The organism is Chryseobacterium sp. HNCC26DJ241, assembly GCF_057180505.1.
The window spans coordinates 42,718-59,326 of the sequence record NZ_JBXUGL010000014.1 but is presented as its reverse complement, the minus strand read 5'-3'; the positions used below and the strand labels follow the sequence as shown (position 1 = coordinate 59,326).

The 16,609-nt window shown below is 32.7% G+C and carries 20 protein-coding genes; 17 read left to right on the top strand and 3 right to left on the bottom strand.

What is annotated here, in order from left to right:
• The first annotated feature begins 7 nt into the window (after positions 1-7).
• From AC2A1C_RS08585 to AC2A1C_RS08570, 4 genes are all read left to right on the top strand, one after another.
• The gene (locus AC2A1C_RS08585; protein WP_484025287.1) at positions 8-496 is read left to right on the top strand and encodes a hypothetical protein; all 489 of its coding nucleotides are present in this window, start codon (positions 8-10) and stop codon (positions 494-496) included.
• Between the two features lie 20 nt (positions 497-516).
• Entirely contained in the window at positions 517-906 is a 390-nt protein-coding gene (locus AC2A1C_RS08580; RefSeq protein ID WP_484025285.1) for a DUF1398 domain-containing protein, read from the top strand.
• Positions 907-1,006: 100 nt separating this feature from the next.
• Positions 1,007-3,151: a S46 family peptidase gene (locus tag AC2A1C_RS08575; RefSeq protein WP_484025283.1), complete on the top strand. Its 2,145-nt coding sequence runs from the start codon at positions 1,007-1,009 to the stop codon at positions 3,149-3,151.
• A gap of 110 nt (positions 3,152-3,261) precedes the next feature.
• Positions 3,262-3,768 carry a transposase gene (locus AC2A1C_RS08570; RefSeq protein WP_484025281.1) on the top strand — a complete coding sequence of 169 codons (507 nt, stop codon included), beginning with the start codon at positions 3,262-3,264 and terminating at the stop codon, positions 3,766-3,768.
• Between the two features lie 99 nt (positions 3,769-3,867).
• Here the strand turns inward: AC2A1C_RS08570 and AC2A1C_RS08565 are convergent, their stop codons facing one another.
• Complete coding sequence (locus tag AC2A1C_RS08565; RefSeq protein ID WP_484025279.1) at positions 3,868-5,082, bottom strand: acetyl-CoA C-acyltransferase; 1,215 nt, start codon at positions 5,080-5,082, stop codon at positions 3,868-3,870.
• A 63-nt stretch (positions 5,083-5,145) separates the two neighbouring features.
• Complete coding sequence (locus AC2A1C_RS08560) at positions 5,146-6,183, bottom strand: MBL fold metallo-hydrolase (RefSeq protein ID WP_484025277.1); 1,038 nt, start codon at positions 6,181-6,183, stop codon at positions 5,146-5,148.
• A 237-nt stretch (positions 6,184-6,420) separates the two neighbouring features.
• Between AC2A1C_RS08560 and AC2A1C_RS08555 the strand changes: the two genes are divergently transcribed.
• The 12 genes from AC2A1C_RS08555 to AC2A1C_RS08500 all read left to right on the top strand — a co-directional run bounded on the left by AC2A1C_RS08555 (position 6,421) and on the right by AC2A1C_RS08500 (position 15,096).
• Positions 6,421-6,846 (top strand): SRPBCC family protein, encoded by a 426-nt coding sequence (locus tag AC2A1C_RS08555; RefSeq protein WP_484025275.1) that lies wholly within the window; start codon positions 6,421-6,423, stop codon positions 6,844-6,846.
• A gap of 195 nt (positions 6,847-7,041) precedes the next feature.
• The gene (locus AC2A1C_RS08550) at positions 7,042-8,064 is read left to right on the top strand and encodes a glutaminyl-peptide cyclotransferase (protein WP_484025273.1); all 1,023 of its coding nucleotides are present in this window, start codon (positions 7,042-7,044) and stop codon (positions 8,062-8,064) included.
• Positions 8,065-8,124: 60 nt separating this feature from the next.
• A complete protein-coding gene (locus tag AC2A1C_RS08545) occupies positions 8,125-8,886 on the top strand; it encodes a hypothetical protein (protein ID WP_484025271.1) in 762 nt (253 codons plus the stop codon).
• Positions 8,887-8,986: 100 nt separating this feature from the next.
• Complete coding sequence (locus AC2A1C_RS08540) at positions 8,987-9,601, top strand: deoxynucleoside kinase (RefSeq protein WP_484025269.1); 615 nt, start codon at positions 8,987-8,989, stop codon at positions 9,599-9,601.
• Positions 9,602-9,690: 89 nt separating this feature from the next.
• Positions 9,691-10,038, top strand: coding sequence for an ArsC/Spx/MgsR family protein (locus AC2A1C_RS08535; protein WP_484025267.1), 348 nt, complete (start codon positions 9,691-9,693; stop codon positions 10,036-10,038).
• 60 nt (positions 10,039-10,098) lie between these two features.
• Positions 10,099-11,310 carry a TCR/Tet family MFS transporter gene (locus tag AC2A1C_RS08530; RefSeq protein WP_484025265.1) on the top strand — a complete coding sequence of 404 codons (1,212 nt, stop codon included), beginning with the start codon at positions 10,099-10,101 and terminating at the stop codon, positions 11,308-11,310.
• Positions 11,311-11,404: 94 nt separating this feature from the next.
• On the top strand, positions 11,405-12,163 hold the full coding sequence (locus AC2A1C_RS08525; RefSeq protein WP_484025263.1) for a YHYH protein: 759 nt from the start codon (positions 11,405-11,407) through the stop codon (positions 12,161-12,163).
• On the top strand, positions 12,120-12,710 hold the full coding sequence (locus AC2A1C_RS08520) for a toxin-antitoxin system YwqK family antitoxin (RefSeq protein WP_484025261.1): 591 nt from the start codon (positions 12,120-12,122) through the stop codon (positions 12,708-12,710). Before AC2A1C_RS08525 ends, AC2A1C_RS08520 begins: the two co-directional genes overlap by 44 nt.
• A complete protein-coding gene (locus AC2A1C_RS08515) occupies positions 12,688-13,326 on the top strand; it encodes an SCO family protein (RefSeq protein ID WP_484025259.1) in 639 nt (212 codons plus the stop codon). Before AC2A1C_RS08520 ends, AC2A1C_RS08515 begins: the two co-directional genes overlap by 23 nt.
• A gap of 70 nt (positions 13,327-13,396) precedes the next feature.
• Positions 13,397-13,729: a Sec-independent protein translocase subunit TatA/TatB gene (locus AC2A1C_RS08510; RefSeq protein ID WP_484025257.1), complete on the top strand. Its 333-nt coding sequence runs from the start codon at positions 13,397-13,399 to the stop codon at positions 13,727-13,729.
• Position 13,730: 1 nt separating this feature from the next.
• Positions 13,731-14,294 (top strand): phosphatase PAP2 family protein, encoded by a 564-nt coding sequence (locus AC2A1C_RS08505; RefSeq protein ID WP_484025256.1) that lies wholly within the window; start codon positions 13,731-13,733, stop codon positions 14,292-14,294.
• A gap of 58 nt (positions 14,295-14,352) precedes the next feature.
• Positions 14,353-15,096, top strand: a complete 744-nt coding sequence (locus tag AC2A1C_RS08500; RefSeq protein WP_484025254.1) for a tetratricopeptide repeat protein — start codon at positions 14,353-14,355, stop codon at positions 15,094-15,096.
• Between the two features lie 3 nt (positions 15,097-15,099).
• Here the strand turns inward: AC2A1C_RS08500 and AC2A1C_RS08495 are convergent, their stop codons facing one another.
• Positions 15,100-15,573 carry a 23S rRNA (pseudouridine(1915)-N(3))-methyltransferase RlmH gene (locus AC2A1C_RS08495; RefSeq protein ID WP_484025252.1) on the bottom strand — a complete coding sequence of 158 codons (474 nt, stop codon included), beginning with the start codon at positions 15,571-15,573 and terminating at the stop codon, positions 15,100-15,102.
• An 82-nt stretch (positions 15,574-15,655) separates the two neighbouring features.
• Here AC2A1C_RS08495 and AC2A1C_RS08490 point away from each other — a divergent pair, with 82 nt between their 5' ends.
• Positions 15,656-16,606 carry a YihY/virulence factor BrkB family protein gene (locus AC2A1C_RS08490; protein ID WP_484025250.1) on the top strand — a complete coding sequence of 317 codons (951 nt, stop codon included), beginning with the start codon at positions 15,656-15,658 and terminating at the stop codon, positions 16,604-16,606.
• Positions 16,607-16,609 lie beyond the last annotated feature (3 nt).

The following is a 16,609-nucleotide window of genomic DNA, read 5'->3' as shown; positions in this document are numbered from 1 at the left end:
ATTTTTTATGATTTTTTTATCTCTCTTTCCTGTAAAAGCGCAAAGCAAAATTGAGATTTTTGGGAAAACGAATATCAGTTCGTTTAAATGTACCAATGAAAATATAAGCAATCTGCAAATGTATATCCCCCAAAAAGGAGCAAAAGAAGTTCTTCCTTTGGAAGTGGAAGTGAAAGATTTTAGATGTAATGATCGTTTGATGACGAAGGCTTTTCAAAATATTTTACATGCTGATGAATTTCCGGATCTTATTCTAAAATTTTTATCAGTCAACAAGCGTGATGCTAAAAATTACAGAGCTTATATAGAGGTAAAATTAATGAAGAATACAAAAAACTATTTTGTAGATTTTAATATGGAAGATCAGGCGCTTATTGGAAATAAGATTGTGAAGTTCAGTGATTTTGGGATTACTCCTCCTCGAAAGTTGGGCGGATTGATCGCAGCAAAAGATGAACTTACCATGAAATTTAATCTTAAAACAATCAATTTTTAATTATTTTTAATTAATAAAAAATGTTTACAATAGAACAAATTAAAGAAGCTCATAGTAAAGTGAAATCTGGTGCAGATTTTCCGGCGTATATTCAGGATATCAAAAAATTGGGAGTTACGGGTTATGAAACTTTTGTCTCGGATGGACATACCGATTATTTTGGAAATAATGATTATAAAATTTCCACTTCTGCAAAATATGAAGCATTGAAAATTGCAGATAGCTCAGTTTCTGAACAATTTAAATCAGATCTGAAAGCTCACCAGCAAGGCGAAACCGATTATCCTACTTTCTGTTCAGATTGTGCAAAATCCGGAATTGAAAAATGGGTAGTTGATATGGAAAAAATGACATGTACATATCGCGATAGTGACGGAAATGAAATTTTGACGGAACAAATTCCGGAATAAGATTTCAAAATCTATTATACTAAGCTCTTTCGTTTTTTTGCGGAAGAGTTTTTCTTTTTCAAAAAATTTAAAATATGTATTTTTAGAGAAAATTTATACAATGGTAAAACATACTGTTTTGATTGCTTCGGCATTTTTGTCTTTTTCATGGGCAATTGCACAGCAATATGGAGGAATGTGGATTCCTACAGAACTCAATGAGAAAGAAATGAAAGACCTCGGAATGAAAATTTCCGCAAAAGATATTTTCAATACAGAAAAACCTTCCATTAAAGATGCTGTGGTACAGTTTGATGGCGGTTGTACAGCCGAAATTATTTCGCCAAAAGGTTTATTGCTTACCAATCATCATTGTGGTTATGATAATATTCAGGCACATTCTACGGTGGAAAATGATTTACTGACCAATGGTTTCTGGGCAAAAAATATGGGAGAAGAACTTCCAAATCCGGGAGTGACCGTAGATTTTATTGCTGATATTAAAGATATTACGAATCAGATTGTACCCGGAACCGAAAATCTTGCAGGAAAAGAGCTAACCGATAAAGTAAATGCAAATATTGAAAATTATAAAAAATCTCAAAAAATTGAAGATTATCAAAAGATCATAGTAAAACCTATGTATTATGGCAATAAGTATTATGCTTATGTGATCGAGACTTACAAAGATATCCGTTTGGTTGGAGCTCCTCCACAAAGTATAGGAAAATTCGGTTCTGATACAGATAATTGGGTTTGGCCAAGACATACCGGAGATTTTTCGATGTTCAGGATTTATGCAGATAAAAACAACAAGCCTGCAGAATATTCTAAAGAAAACATTCCGTACACTCCAAAATATTTTCTTCCGGTTTCTATTAAAGATAAGCAGGAAAATGATTTTACTTTTGTATTTGGATTTCCGGGAAGAACTACAGAATACCTTCCTTCCGTTGCTATCGAAAAAGTTATGAACGAAACAGATCCCGCAAAGATTGCAGTTCGTGATATGGCTTTGAAAACTCTGGATGAAAAAATGCGTGTTGATAATGAAACCAGAATCAAATATGCTTCTAAATATGCTACCGTTGCCAATTATTGGAAAAAATGGATCGGTGAAGTGGAAGGTTTAAAAAAATCCAATGCAATTGCAAAAAAGAAACAGTACGAACAGAGTTTGGCTTCCAAAAATCCGGCGATCAAAACGACATTGGACGAATTGACAAAACTTTACAATGAACAAGCGCCTTATGCTTTAAATAATGCATATTATGGAGAAGTTTTTAGAAATGCGGAAACTCTGACTCTGGCCAATCTTTATCTGAATTTTTTGAATGCCTTAGAATCAGGGAAAGCTGATGCTAAGATGATAGAGAATTTTCGAAATAGGCTTTCTGGATTTTATAAAGATTACAGTGGCGAGTTGGATGCGAAAGTAACTGCAAAACTTTTGACACTTTATGCAAACAAAACTCCACAACAATTTCTTCCTGAAAATTTCAAACAAAATTTTGCAAATGAAGCCAAAAATCTTCAAGTTATTGAAGACTGGTCTAAAAATTCAATAATTACAGGGAGAGCTTCACTGAACGGAGCTACCGTATATTCTGATATCAATAAGGTTTTTGAAAATCAACAGGAACTGATTAAAAATTTGAAAGCAGATCCCATTGTACAGCTGGCTTCTCAGTTGAAACAGGCTTATACATCCACGACTGATTCCAAATATATCAGCTTGCAACAACAAATTGATGCAAATCAGAAACAATATATGAAGCAACTGATGGAAACAGACAAAGAACGTAAATTTTTTCCTGATGCCAATTCTACATTGCGTGTAACTTATGGAAAAATAAAAGGCTCTAATCCGAGAGATGCGGTTTCCTATAATTATCAAACTCATATTTCAGGAATTATGGAAAAATACGTTCCCGGAGATTATGAATTTGATGTTCCGAAAAAACTAATTCAGCTTTATAATTCTAAAGATTATGGAATTTATAAGGATAAAAGCGGGGAAGTTCCGGTAGCTTTTACGGCAACTAATCATACAACCGGAGGAAATTCCGGAAGCCCGGCTTTGGATGCTTATGGGAATTTGGTTGGGTTAAATTTTGATAGGCAATGGGAAGGAACAATGAGTGATATCAATTATGATCCTAAACTTTGTAGAAATATTATGGTTGATACAAAATATATTCTTTTTGTCATTGATAAATATGCCGATTCTAAATGGCTGATTGATGAGATGAAGATTGTGAAATAATTTTTGATATTCTTTAATGTAGGAACGCGCCAAGAGGCGCGATCTTTTTTTGGAATTTTAATTATATTTGTTGAACACGCCTCTTGGCGTGTTCCTACATTTACACAAATATGAAATTTAAATATCACAAACAATATCGTCTTCCAGAATTTGACTATTCTTCTAATGGAGGTTATTTTATAACGGTATGTACAAAAAATAGGGAGCATTATTTTGGAGAAATTATCCACAATGAAATGTATTTTACGGAAATTGGATTAGAAGTTGAAAGACTTTTTATAACACCTAATGAAAAATTAAACCATATTAAAGTTTATCATTATGTAGTGATGCCAAATCATTTGCATTTTATAGCTGTAATCAATAACCCAGATCATGTAGAAAAGGAAGTTCCGAATAGTATCCATCCATTAGTTCCAAAATCTATTTCTTCTTTTACGAATCATTTTAAAGGGAAAATCAAACGTTGGTGCAATGAAAACGGTTTTGAAAATTTTGAATGGCAAAGCAGATTCCATGACAGAATTATCAGAGATAAAGAAGAATATCATGCAATACGTTTCTATATTAAAAATAATGTTGAGAATTGGGACAACGATAAGGAAAATCTAAAATAAACGATGTAAATGTAGGAACACGCCAAGAGGCGTGTTCAAAATGTAAAAACCGTATGCATTTAAAATCTGAATGTGCCTCTTGGCACATTCCTACAATTTTTAAAAATTTACATTCTCCAAAACCACCGCATATCCTTGTCCGACACCAATACACATGTTTGCCAAAGCATATTTTTTTCCGGTTTTCTGAAGTTCCAAAGCAGCAGAATATGTAATTCTTGTTCCGCTCATTCCGAGAGGATGCCCAAGAGCAATTGCACCGCCATTTGGATTTACACGTTCATCATTATTGGAAATTCCGAGTTCTTTCAGGCAGGCTATACTTTGTGCAGCAAAAGCCTCATTTAGTTCTATAATATCAATATCATTCAATGAAATTCCGGCTCTTTTTAAGGCTAATCTTGATGCTTCCACAGGTCCGATTCCCATAATTCTGGGTTCTACACCTACAACTGCGGAACTCACGATTTTGGCAAGAGGCTTTAAATTGTAATCATTCACTGCGTTTTCGGAAGCGATAAGAACAGCAGCAGCTCCGTCATTCAATCCTGAAGAATTTCCGGCAGTTACACTTCCGTTTTCTTTTAAAAAGGCAGGCTTTAATGCGGATAAAATTTCTAATGTAGTGTTGGGTTTTATGAATTCGTCTTTATTGACGATAATTGATTCTCCTTTTTTTTGCGGGATTTCAATGTTGGAAATTTCTTCGGCAAGTCTTCCTCTTTCCTGAGCTTTTTTAGCTTTCATTTGAGAATGATAAGCGAACTCGTCCTGTTCTTCTCTTGAAATTTTATACATTTCTGCAAGATTTTCGGCGGTTTTGCCCATAGCTTCAGTTCCGTACATTTTTTCCATTTTCGGGTTGATAAATCTCCATCCAAAGCTACTGTCATACATTTTTTGTCCCGTATCAAAAGATTTTTCCGCTTTTGAAAGAACGTAAGGACCTCTTGACATTCCTTCCACACCGCCGGAAATAAACAAATCACCTTCTCCGGATTTTATAGCACGATATGCCTGAACAATAGCACTCATTCCGGAAGCGCAAAGACGATTTACCGTTTCACCCGGAACAGAAACCGGAAGTCCGGCTAAAAGAAGTGCCATTCTTGCAATATTTCGGTTATCTTCACCGGCTTGGTTTGCACATCCGATAATAACATCATCTATTTTATCTAAAGGAATTTCAGGATTTTTTTCGATAAGATTTTTGATAATGGAAGCCATTAAATCATCAGTTCTTAACGATGCCAAACTTCCGTTGAAATTTCCTATTGCGGAACGAGTTCCACTTATAATAAATGCGTCTTTCATAGTACTTTCGGATAAATTCTGAATTTTACAGACTTCCCAAAAATACAAATTTAAATTCTTTAATTATGGATACTCTTCCCACCATTTTTTTGTGACGTGGTTTTCTTTGTCTAAAGGGAGCTTTTCTCCAATAGCAGGAGTTAGAATTTTGTAATTTCCTTTTTGATGTTTGAAAATGCTTTTCAAAGGTTCATCCCAAGAATGAGAAGCCAGTTTGAATTTGGAATTGTGAACCGGAACTAAAGTTTTTGCTTTCAAGTCGGTCATTGCTTTATCATGTTCTTCCGGAAGCATGTGGATATAACACCAGTCTTTGTTGTACTGTCCGTTTTCAAGAAAGGCGAAATCGACTTCAAACTGTTCCCCTATTTTTTTGAAATGATCGTCATATCCGGAATCTCCACCAATGTAAAGGGTTTTGGATGGTGTTTCCAAAATGAAACTTGCCCAAATTGCCTGTCCACGCTTAAATCCTCTTCCGGAAAAATGGCGAGAAGGTTTAGCTGTAATTCCGAATCCGTTTTCTAAATCTGTACTTTCATGCCAATCAAGCTCGGTGATAATTTTCGGATCATATTTCCAATGTTCAAGATGTTCTCCGGTTCCGAGTCCGGTAATTACTTGTTTTACTTTTGGTAGAATTTTAGTTACGGTTTGATGATCCAAATGATCCCAATGATCGTGAGTGATGATAAGATAATCCAATTCCGGAATATCATCTGTAGTATAAATATCACTTCCAGCAAAAGATTTCGTAGTAAAACGTACAGGTGAAGCTGCACCGCTTAAAACTGGATCTACCAGAATTTTTTTTCCGTCAATCTGAATAAAATAAGAAGAATGTCCCATCCAAACGTACACATTTTCCGAAGGATTTAGATTTTTTAAGTCTGTTTTTTTGAAATTAAAACTTTCTAAAGGTTTTGTCCTTTCCATTTGTTTGAAAAGAAATCGGTACGTCGTTCCCAAAAAAGTAGAATTTTCATTTATTTCAGGTGTATGATGGAGATTCTGGAATTTTCCATTTCTATAATTTGGAGATTTCAGTATTCGTTCCAGACGTTTTCCGGAGGGCGCTTTTCCAAATTGTGGCTGTTGCATGAAAAGATAAGTGGCAGTTATTATGAAAATTAAGATTAAAATAAAATAGATCATTCCTTCAGTAAACGGTATTTCAATATGTAAAAATAGACTTCTTTTTCTCCTTTATTTTGTTGAGACGGAAATATTATGATTTTACTTTAAAAAAAATGAAAAAATATGATAATTATCTATTCAAAATAATTTCTCATAAATGAAAAAATTTATACCTTTAAGTAAAACAAAAAACCTTCAATTATGCATGATAACATAATAGTTAAGCAGAGAGTAAGTGCATCTGTAGACAAAGTATGGAGTGCAATTACTGATAAAAGCAAAATGAAAGAATGGTATTTCGATATACCTGATTTTGAGCTAAAACAACACAACGAATTTAATTTTTATGAACCCGGTGATCAGCAAAAATATCATCATCATGGTGAGATTTTAGAAATTATTCCGGAGCAGAAACTGAAACACACTTGGAGCTATCCTGAATTTTCCAAAGAAAAAACCATTGTAAAATGGGAGCTAGAACCTTATGGAAATGAAACAGAGGTAACGCTTACCCATAAAGGAATCGAAAATTTTGAACATCTCGGAAATGACTTTTCGAAGCAGAATTTTGAAGAAGGTTGGAACGAAATTGTCAAACAATCTTTAAAAGACTATATTGAAAAATAGTAATCAATAAACATAGGAAGCATTTCTATACAGAGAAGTTGCCTTTTGCATTCAATCCCGCTCTTTTTAATGTAGTCGGGAAGTTGGATTATTTTTCAGAAAAGTGGAATTATCAATGCCAAATTAAAAATTTGTAATGATTTTGTTTTCAGCAGAATGCTAAAAAAACGTATTTTTGAAAAATTTTTAATCCAGATGAAAAACAAACTTCTGATCTTTTCTGTTGCGCTATTGCTTTTGAGTTCCTGTAATAAGGATGAAAAAATTCTTAATTCCTTGAATGACTATAATACATCAATGGAATCCACAGGTTATCATTTTGGAGACAAACTTCAGCTTCCGAAAGAAGTAACAGAAAATGCGGAAAGTATTTCCATAAGTTTTGGAGATAAGGAAACAAGCGATCTTACTATTGACCCTAAATTTTTTACTTTAGGAGATAATGCAGTAACATTCAATATCAAAAAGAAAAATGGGGAAGTCCTAAATCAGGATGCAACGATCAATATTTTTGCAAAAAATCCCGAAGCCAAATTGTCTTATCAGTTAGTAAAGGAATATCCTCATGATCCTAAAAATTTTGTTCAGGGGTTTCAGTTGGAGGGCAATACAATTTATGAAAGTGATGGACAGAGAGGAAGTTCCAGAATTTTGAAATATAACTTGGGAGATACCAATCCGATAGTTTCTGTAGCACAACCAGATGATGTTTTTTCTGAAGGTTCTGCAATTGTAGGAAACCAAGTTTTTCAATTGACGTGGCAAAATAAAAAAGGATTTGTATATGATAAAAGTTCTTTGAAACTTTTAAAGGAATTTGATTATCCAAATCTTATTGGTGAAGGTTGGGGTTTGACTTATGATGGAAAATATCTTTTGGTTTCTGATGGAACCAAAAATGTTTATTTTCTTGATCCTGCAAAACCTTCTGAAGTGGTAAAATTTATTTCTATAGCAAGTAATAAAGAGGTTTATGATAGCATAAATGAACTTGAATACCACAAAAACTACCTTTATGCAAATGTTTGGCAAAAACCTTATATTTTAAAAATTAATCCTAAAAATGGGGAAGTAGTAGGTAAATTTGATTTTTCTGCTTTGGCAAAAGAAAATACAAAAGGAGATGATGATGTTTTGAATGGTATTGCTTTCAAGGGAGATAATATGTTGGTTACCGGAAAATACTGGTCAAAAATTTATGAGGTACAAATAAAATAATTAGATAATAAAATCTGTTTTAAAGATGTGGATTCCCACATCTTTTTTTATTTTTATGAAATGAAAATCTTGCGTTTTATTTTTCTGTTTCTTTTCTGTTTGCTTTCTGCACAGAAAAATTTTCCTTTTGATTCTCTGAAATTAAAGGAAACACAGGATTTTTTTGCAGACGATTACGGAAATATCTACCTCTATAAAGACAAGGATTTCAGTTTTACAAAGTATAATTCCTCCGGAAAATCGCTGGGTAGAGTGATGATGACGGTTCCGTTTCGTGTTCAAAGTGTACAGAATCCGCTTAATATTATTCTTTTTTCAGAAAATGCACAAGAATTGAAATTGCTGGATCAAAACCTGAACGAAATACAAAAAATAGATTTTCGTCAAAAATTTGGATTTGTAAAAGCCGCTTATACTGAAGATCTTCAGCAGATCTGGCTTTTGGATGAAAGCACTAAAAGATTAATTCAATACAACTACAGACAAGATGTGATGATTAATTCTTATCCGTTCAATTTTGATTTCGGGGAAATTATTGCGATGCTTGTTTTTGAAAATAATTTGTACACCATTACCAAAGATTTTTTCTCAGTATATAATTTCAAAGGTGAAAAGCTAAAGGAATTTGCTGTAGAAAATCCCAAAAAACTCTATCGTGAAAATGAAAATATTTTTGTGATCTCTCAGAGTAAAATTCAGAAATTCCGTTTTCCTTCCGAGCTGGAAATGGTTTTTGATAAAAGAAATTCACAGATTGTGGATAAAAACTCTTCCTCATATTTTGAATTGAAAGCAGGTAAACTCTATATTTACACACCATAAATGATTATTGATGAACGATGACTGATAATTGATTTTCAGTGTATTAAAAATTCTGATATTCTCATTTATCTTTTATACATCACAATTATAACAGAAATTCATGCACATCGCCATCACAGGAAATATCGGAGCCGGAAAAACCACTCTTACCACAATGCTTTCTAAACACTATGGTTGGGAAGCGCAATTTGAAGACGTAGATGAAAATCCTTATTTGGGAGATTTTTATGCAGATATGAGCAAATGGAGCTTTGCACTTCAGATTTATTTTTTGGGAAGCCGTTTCCGTCAGGTGAAAGAAATCCGTGAAAGTGGCAGGAATATTATTCAGGATAGAACAATTTATGAAGACGCTCATATTTTTGCAGAAAATTTATTCGACATGAAATTGCTTTCTGAAAGAGATTTTAACAATTATTTTTCAGTTTTTCAATTGATGAAAGATTTTGTTTCTGCTCCGGATTTATTGATATATTTAAAATCTGATGTTCCGAATTTGGTGAAAAAAATCTACAAAAGAGGTCGTGAATACGAAACTTCCATTAGTATCGAATATCTCTCCAAGCTGAACCAAAAATATGAAAAATGGATATCCAACTATGATGAGGGCAAACTCTTGGTGATCGAAGTAGACGATTTAGATTTTGTGGAAAAACCTCAGGATTTCGGATACATTTTGGAAAAAATTGAAGCTGAGCTTCATGGTCTCTTTTAGTCAGGAAAGGAATAAAAATTGATGCATATATATACATTGTATTTTGAAAATAACATTTTCAAAATAATGCAAATCAAATTCTTAGTAAAATGATCAAAGTCTTACATAATAACAATTGTTCCAAATCCAGAGCTATTTTGGAATACTTGGATGAAAACAACGTTCAGTTTGAAATTATTGATATTGTAAAAGATCCTTTGTCTAAAACGGAAATCAAAACGTTATTGAAAAAACTAGGAGCAGAACCTTTGGATATAGTTCGGCAAAATGAAACGCTTTATCTTTCTAATTTTAAAGATAAAAATTTATCAGAAGAAGAATGGATTAACATTCTTGCAGAAAATCCATCTCTTATACAAAGACCTATTCTGATAAAAGGCTCTGTCGCAATGATTGGAAGACCGATAGAAAATGTAAAATTTTTCATTGAAAAGTAAAGAATATTTTTTCAAATAAATTTGAATATCTAAGCCGGTAATTCGATTATCTTTGTAGACATGGAGAAATCAAAAAAATCTGCGGCTATTGGTTTTATTTTCATTACGCTTCTTATTGATATTACAGGTTGGGGAATTATCATTCCGGTTATTCCTAAATTAATTGAAGAACTGATCCATGCAGACGTTAGCGAAGCTGCAAAATATGGAGGTTGGCTGAGTTTTGCGTATGCTTTTTTTCAATTTATTTTTTCGCCTTTGGTAGGAAATCTGAGTGATAAATTCGGAAGAAGACCTATAATTCTGATTTCGCTTCTTGGTTTTGCCATAGATTATATTTTTCTTGCACTTTCTCCAAATATTTGGTGGCTTTTTATCGGTAGAATTGTTGCCGGAATTACCGGAGCAAGTGTAACGACTGCAAGTGCTTATATTGCAGATGTTTCTACAGATGAAGACCGTGCTAAAAATTTTGGACTTATTGGAGCAGCTTTTGGTTTAGGTTTTATTATTGGTCCCGTTATTGGTGGAGTTTTAGGACATTATGGTTCCAGAGTTCCTTTTTATGCGGCTGCAGCTTTATGTTTACTGAATTTCTTATATGGATTATTTATCCTTCCGGAAAGTTTATCAAAAGAAAATCGTCGAGAATTTGATTGGAAACGGGCAAATCCAGTTGGATCTTTAAATTTATTACGAAAGCATCCGGAAATTTCAGGATTGGTCATTTCTCTGATTTTGATCTATATAGCCGGACATGCTGTACAAAGTAACTGGAGTTTTTTCACGATGTATAGATTCGATTGGGACGAAAAAATGGTCGGAATTTCTCTTGGAGTTGTGGGTGCTTTGGTTGGTTTGGTTCAGGGATTATTGATCAGATGGATCAATCCGAAAATCGGAAACGAAAAAAGTATATATTTCGGATTGGCGTTGTATGCATTCGGAATGTTGCTGTTTGCTTTTGCAACACAGAGTTGGATGATGTTTGTATTTTTGATTCCGTATTGTTTAGGCGGAATTTGCGGCCCTGCTTTGCAGTCTATTATTTCGGGGAATGTTCCTGCGAATGAACAAGGTGAATTGCAAGGAGCATTAACAAGTTTGATGAGTGCTACTTCCATTGTTGGTCCTCCGTTAATGACCAATTTATTTTTTTATTTTACTCATGATGAAGCACCTTTTATTTTTCCCGGTGCACCGTTTTTTCTGGCAAGTTTATTAATGATTACGAGTATTGTTTTTGTGTATATCAATTTCAGAAAAAAATAATTTTTTTTAATGTTTAAGTAACTGTAAAGAATTTTAGGATAAAACTAATAATACTGATTATTTTTTATACATTTGATAAGAAATAATTTGTTCTATGGAAATTACTAAAATGCTAATAAGCGTATTGATGATAGGCTTATTTATTGGTTGTGGAAGTGATGACAACGATTCAAATAATGATAATACCAATACTGCAGAAGTTCCGGCTATTTATAAAAAAATTTACGGGGCATCAAGTATTACCTCAGATGGAACGTATGTTTATATAAAAACCATAGGTTCTCCAGATCATAAAAGTGTATATTACCCGACAAGTAACAGTTTATATGAAAATTTTTCAGGAACTACTTTTGGAGGACATACTTTTTCAAAAAATCCAAACAGTATTTCTTCTAAAAATTATACTTTTAAAATTCCGGTAAATCCTGCCGTTGCTTCTACACATGCTGCAACACCTTTAGGCCCGATTGGTGTGTCTTTGAACGGAGTTCCTTTTTTTAATCAATATGCAGGTCCAAATCAGCCACTTTCCGGTGAAATAGTTTCTTTTGACCAATGGTGGGGTCATCCTGCACAAGGTGGAGATTACCATTATCACGTAGAACCAAAATATCTTACAACTGTAAAAACTTCAAAATCTGCTCTTTTAGGATTTTTGCTGGATGGTTTTCCTGTTTATGGTCCAGAAGAAAATGGGGCTGTTGTAAGCAATAGTTCTTTGGATGAATATCACGGCCATATTTCTGCAACTGCGGATTATCCGAATGGTATTTATCATTATCATATCACTGATACAGATCCTTATATTAATGGAAATGGTTTTTACGGAACAGCAGGTACGGTTAGTTATTAGTTTCTTATTCTTTATACTTATCTTTTCTTGTCAATCTTCTGAAAAAGAGGAAAAATCGAAATATTATAATTCTGAAAATTTATTTTTAGAAAATAGAAATGGCATATTGGTTAATCACGACAAACCTTTTACCGGAATAATTTATACGTTATTTCCCAATAAAAAAGATACTTTGGAAATAATGAGTTTCCAAGATGGAAAGGAACATGGAGTATGGAAACAATTTTTTGCCAACAAAAAATTGCGCCAACAAAGATATTTTGAAAAAGGCTCAAAAATCGGAACATTAAAAGAATGGTGGGAAAATGGAAAACCAAAATTAGAATGTTCTTTTTACAAAGGAGAAAATCATGGAATATACAAAGAATGGAATCGGGCAGGATTTTTAGTAAAAGAAATGCATTACAATCTTGGATATGAAGAAGGAAGCCAAAAACAATTCTATGATAATGGAAAAATAAGATCCAATTACGTTATGAAAAATGGAAAACGTTACGGACTTTTAGGAACAAAAAATTGTGTAAATGTTAAGGATAGTATTTTCTAGCATCATTTTCTTTTTAATAATATTTTCCTGTAAAAAGCAGGAGAATATTGAGCTTCCGTATTATAACACACCGGATTTTAGTCCTCATTTTATATCAAAAAAAGAAGCGGGAATCCAAATTACACATACAATTTCACCTTTCTCATTTATTGATCAGAATAAAAAAAACATTACGGATAAAGATATAGAAGGAAAAATTCATGTAGCAAGTTTTATTTTTACATCATGTGGAAATATATGCCCAATTATGATTAAAAATCTTGGTTTGGTCAGCAATGTTTACAGTAAAAATCCAAATGTAGTCATGCTTTCTTTTTCCGTCACACCATGGATAGATACTCCTGAAAAGCTCAAAAATTTTGAAATTTCCAATAAAATTAAAAACCCGAACTGGCATTTTTTAACAGGGAAAAAGGGCGAAATTTATAAACTTGCCCGTCAATCGTATTTTGCAGAAGAAGATTTGGGATACACGAAAGACAGCACCAAATTCCTTCATACGGAACATATTATTTTGGTAGACAAAAACAAAAAATTGAGAGGGATTTATAACGGTACTTTACAAACGGATATGGAACAGTTGGTAGAAGATATTGCAATTCTTGGCAAAAACTAATTTTAAGATTATGAAAAATTTATGACTAAAATCTGATTCTGCTTATCATAATCTTTGTAATTTTGCAAACATGGAATTGAGTATTGGAGAAATGCTGATGATTGCAGTCGTGATCATTGTTCTTTTTGGCCCGGATAAACTTCCGCAGATTGCCCGTGAATTGGGACAAGGCGTGAGAAAAATGCGTGGCGCAGTGGAAGATATTAAAACCGAAATTCTGAAAGAAACTGATAATCCTGTTTCCGAAATCAAGAAAGAAATTGAAAAAGTAAAGGAAGCGGCAAAAGATGCTAATCCTATCAATTCCTTGAAAGATGATCTTCTTTCTACAAATTCTAAACCTGAAATTCCGACTGTAAAACCTTCCGAAGACGAAAACTACGAAGGACCAGTAAGCAGATAATATGCACGAACTGATTCAGGAAGATAAAGAAGTGTTTCTTTTTCTCAATAATTTGGGAAGCGCACCTTTTGACCAATTTTGGATTATGGTTTCAGGAAAATGGGTGTGGATTCCGTTGTATATTATTTTTTTGTATTTGCTGTACAAAAACTATAAACTGAAATCCCTTATTTTCATCCTTATTTTTGTTGCAATCGGAGTTACCGTTTCGGATCAGATTTCACAAATTTTTAAATTTGGAATAGCACGTTTGCGTCCTTGTCATGATCCTTCATTAGACCATTTGATGCGGGAAGTACAATGTGGCGGACAGTTTGGGTTTTATTCTGCGCACGCTTCCAATACGTTTTTCATTGCCACTTTTATGAGTTTTATGCTAAAGAAAAGATACCGATTTCTTCCATTTCTTATATTTTTCTGGGCGGCATTTGTTTCCTATAGCAGAATATATTTAGGAGTGCATTTTCCTTTGGATGTTTTATTTGGAGCAATGGTCGGTTTTCTGTTGGGTGGATTTTTTAGTACCTTGAGCTTAAATGTTAATAAAAGAATTAACAATGAATAAAAATTTCTTTTTCTTTTTCTTTTTCTTTTTTTTAAACTATAGTTTTTCACAAGATTATTTGAGTCTAAGTAATGATTGCTATGTAAAAGAAGATTATGCTTGTGCAGAAATCTATGGGCTTAAAGCAATTAAAGTTGAAAACGAAATAAAAAAACTGCCTAAACTTTATTCAAATATGGGTGTTATTTATAGAAGGATGGAAAAATATGCTGATGCAATTAAGTATTTCGAAAAAGCAATAGAGTTAGATACTCAATTTGTATTTGTTTACATTAATTTGGGAATTGTTTATGAAGAATTAGAAGTTCCAAAAAAGTCATTAGAAATGTACACAAAAGCGATAGAATTGGATAAAGAAAATAGTGATATTTACCTTTTTAGAGCAGGCATTTATAGGAAATCGGATAAAATTGAATTAGCAGAAAAAGATATTGAGACTGTTTTTAAGTTATCACCAAATAACAGAAAAGCTTTATTTGAAGCAGCAAGGATTAAAACCAAAAAAGGAGATTTAGAAGGAACTTTGAATTGTTATAATCAATTGATTTCTAAAAAGAAAGAAGCCTATTTGCTAAACAATAGAGCAGATGTTTATTTCAAAATGAAAAAATATGATGAAGCACTTTTGGATATAAATAATGCAATATCAAAGGATAAAAAATATTCAACATCTTACATTACTAAAGCTGAAATACTTTTTGAAACCGACAAAAAAAGTGAAGCATGCGAAAATCTGAATAAGGCAATATCTTTAGGCTTTGATAAAAATAAAATAAAAGATTTGATAGCTAAATGTGAATAATTTTCAATCATTATGATAAGGTTTTCCCTGCAAAATCTGGTCAGCGCGATAGATTTGTTCCACAAAAAACAGACGGATCATCTGATGTGTAAATGTCATTTGGGAAAGCGATAGCTTTTCATTGGCTTTAGTATATATTTCTTCTGCAAAACCATACGCTCCGCCAATCAGAAAATTTACTTTTTTCACGGAAGTATTTTGCCAATTGTCAATTTTTGAGGCAAATTCACGACTGGTAAATTGTTTTCCTTTCTCATCCAGAAGAACATTATGATCCGAATTTTCGATATGGTTGAGAAAAAGTTTTGCTTCTTCTTTTTTTAATAATTCGGGGGAAAGATTTCGTGCATTTTTCACATCCGGAATTTCTATCAGTTCAAAATTCCAGTGTTTTGGTAAACGATTTTGATAATAGATAATCAGATTTTTGATTTCCTTGTCGTCAGTTTTTCCTATGCAGAGTAAATTGATTTTCATGTGGATTTTACAATAAGATTTTTAAAGGTCACATGTAACCTTCAGTTTCATTTCATTATCTTTGCTTTGCAAATATAGATGAATGGTGCTACGAGTTCCTAAATTTCTGATAAAAATTAAGAATTTTCTGGATAATATACACATTCCTTTTTTGGGAATTTCTTTGTGGAAAATGTTCGGAATCTACGGAAAAGGTGTATTCGGAAATCAGATTGGGAAACAGGCAGCCTCTATTTCATGGGCATTTTTTCTGAGTTTGTTCCCGTTCATCCTTTTTATGCTTTCATTATTGCCCTATCTTCCGCATTATGATAAACTTCAGTTTTATATTTTTGAAGTTTTGATGCCGAATATTTTGCCTGCTAATATTCTAAAAGATGTTACAGGATATATCCAAAACTACATTATCCCGAATCTGAAAGGAGTGAATAACCTTTCCATTATTCTGGCTTTGATTTTTGGAACAAACGGAACACATTCACTGATTAATGGCTTTAACGCTAATACAGATCTCAAAAGAAATTTTTTTAAAGAATATGTTGTTTCCATTGCGATTACTATTGCTTTCATTGTTTTGATTGTTCTTACAATTTTGGGAATCTATTACAGTGAAGTTGTTCTTAAATTATTTACGCCAAAATATAATATTTCGTGGTTTGTAGATAATCTTACAAAGATTATTGGGTATTTTTCATTTCCTTTTTTTTATTTTATTCTTTTAAGTCTTTTTTATTGGGTAGGCTGTTTGAAAATTACAAAATGGAAACAAGCAGTTCCCGGTGCAATTCTTACTACGGTACTTTTTATTTTGCTTACATATTTTTTTGCGATTTATCTCACCAATTTTGCCCGATATAATGTATTTTATGGTTCAATTGGCTCTATTATTATCGTAATGGTTTGGGTGAATATTAATATTATCCTCATGCTTTTGGGAAATGAGCTGAATCTCGCCATCAAAAAAATACGGATAGAGAAAATGATGGCCGATGAAATTGAGCATGATTTTGCTGATTTAAAAAAGAAAAAATAAACA

What these genes read in the sequence shown, in the direction of transcription:
- AC2A1C_RS08585 (WP_484025287.1), top strand. Translation starts at nt 8, where the DNA reads ATGATTTTTTTATCTCTCTTTCCTGTAAAAGCGCAAAGCAAAATTGAG.
- AC2A1C_RS08495 (WP_484025252.1), bottom strand. Translation starts at nt 15,573, where the DNA reads ATGAAAATCAATTTACTCTGCATAGGAAAAACTGACGACAAGGAAATC.
- AC2A1C_RS08490 (WP_484025250.1), top strand. Translation starts at nt 15,656, where the DNA reads ATGGTGCTACGAGTTCCTAAATTTCTGATAAAAATTAAGAATTTTCTG.
- AC2A1C_RS08555 (WP_484025275.1), top strand. Translation starts at nt 6,421, where the DNA reads ATGCATGATAACATAATAGTTAAGCAGAGAGTAAGTGCATCTGTAGAC.
- AC2A1C_RS08505 (WP_484025256.1), top strand. Translation starts at nt 13,731, where the DNA reads ATGCACGAACTGATTCAGGAAGATAAAGAAGTGTTTCTTTTTCTCAAT.
- AC2A1C_RS08520 (WP_484025261.1), top strand. Translation starts at nt 12,120, where the DNA reads ATGGAAATGGTTTTTACGGAACAGCAGGTACGGTTAGTTATTAGTTTC.
- AC2A1C_RS08545 (WP_484025271.1), top strand. Translation starts at nt 8,125, where the DNA reads ATGAAAATCTTGCGTTTTATTTTTCTGTTTCTTTTCTGTTTGCTTTCT.
- AC2A1C_RS08565 (WP_484025279.1), bottom strand. Translation starts at nt 5,082, where the DNA reads ATGAAAGACGCATTTATTATAAGTGGAACTCGTTCCGCAATAGGAAAT.
- AC2A1C_RS08570 (WP_484025281.1), top strand. Translation starts at nt 3,262, where the DNA reads ATGAAATTTAAATATCACAAACAATATCGTCTTCCAGAATTTGACTAT.
- AC2A1C_RS08525 (WP_484025263.1), top strand. Translation starts at nt 11,405, where the DNA reads ATGGAAATTACTAAAATGCTAATAAGCGTATTGATGATAGGCTTATTT.
- AC2A1C_RS08575 (WP_484025283.1), top strand. Translation starts at nt 1,007, where the DNA reads ATGGTAAAACATACTGTTTTGATTGCTTCGGCATTTTTGTCTTTTTCA.
- AC2A1C_RS08550 (WP_484025273.1), top strand. Translation starts at nt 7,042, where the DNA reads ATGAAAAACAAACTTCTGATCTTTTCTGTTGCGCTATTGCTTTTGAGT.
- AC2A1C_RS08560 (WP_484025277.1), bottom strand. Translation starts at nt 6,183, where the DNA reads ATGCAACAGCCACAATTTGGAAAAGCGCCCTCCGGAAAACGTCTGGAA.
- AC2A1C_RS08510 (WP_484025257.1), top strand. Translation starts at nt 13,397, where the DNA reads ATGGAATTGAGTATTGGAGAAATGCTGATGATTGCAGTCGTGATCATT.
- AC2A1C_RS08515 (WP_484025259.1), top strand. Translation starts at nt 12,688, where the DNA reads ATGTTAAGGATAGTATTTTCTAGCATCATTTTCTTTTTAATAATATTT.
- AC2A1C_RS08535 (WP_484025267.1), top strand. Translation starts at nt 9,691, where the DNA reads ATGATCAAAGTCTTACATAATAACAATTGTTCCAAATCCAGAGCTATT.
- AC2A1C_RS08580 (WP_484025285.1), top strand. Translation starts at nt 517, where the DNA reads ATGTTTACAATAGAACAAATTAAAGAAGCTCATAGTAAAGTGAAATCT.
- AC2A1C_RS08540 (WP_484025269.1), top strand. Translation starts at nt 8,987, where the DNA reads ATGCACATCGCCATCACAGGAAATATCGGAGCCGGAAAAACCACTCTT.
- AC2A1C_RS08530 (WP_484025265.1), top strand. Translation starts at nt 10,099, where the DNA reads ATGGAGAAATCAAAAAAATCTGCGGCTATTGGTTTTATTTTCATTACG.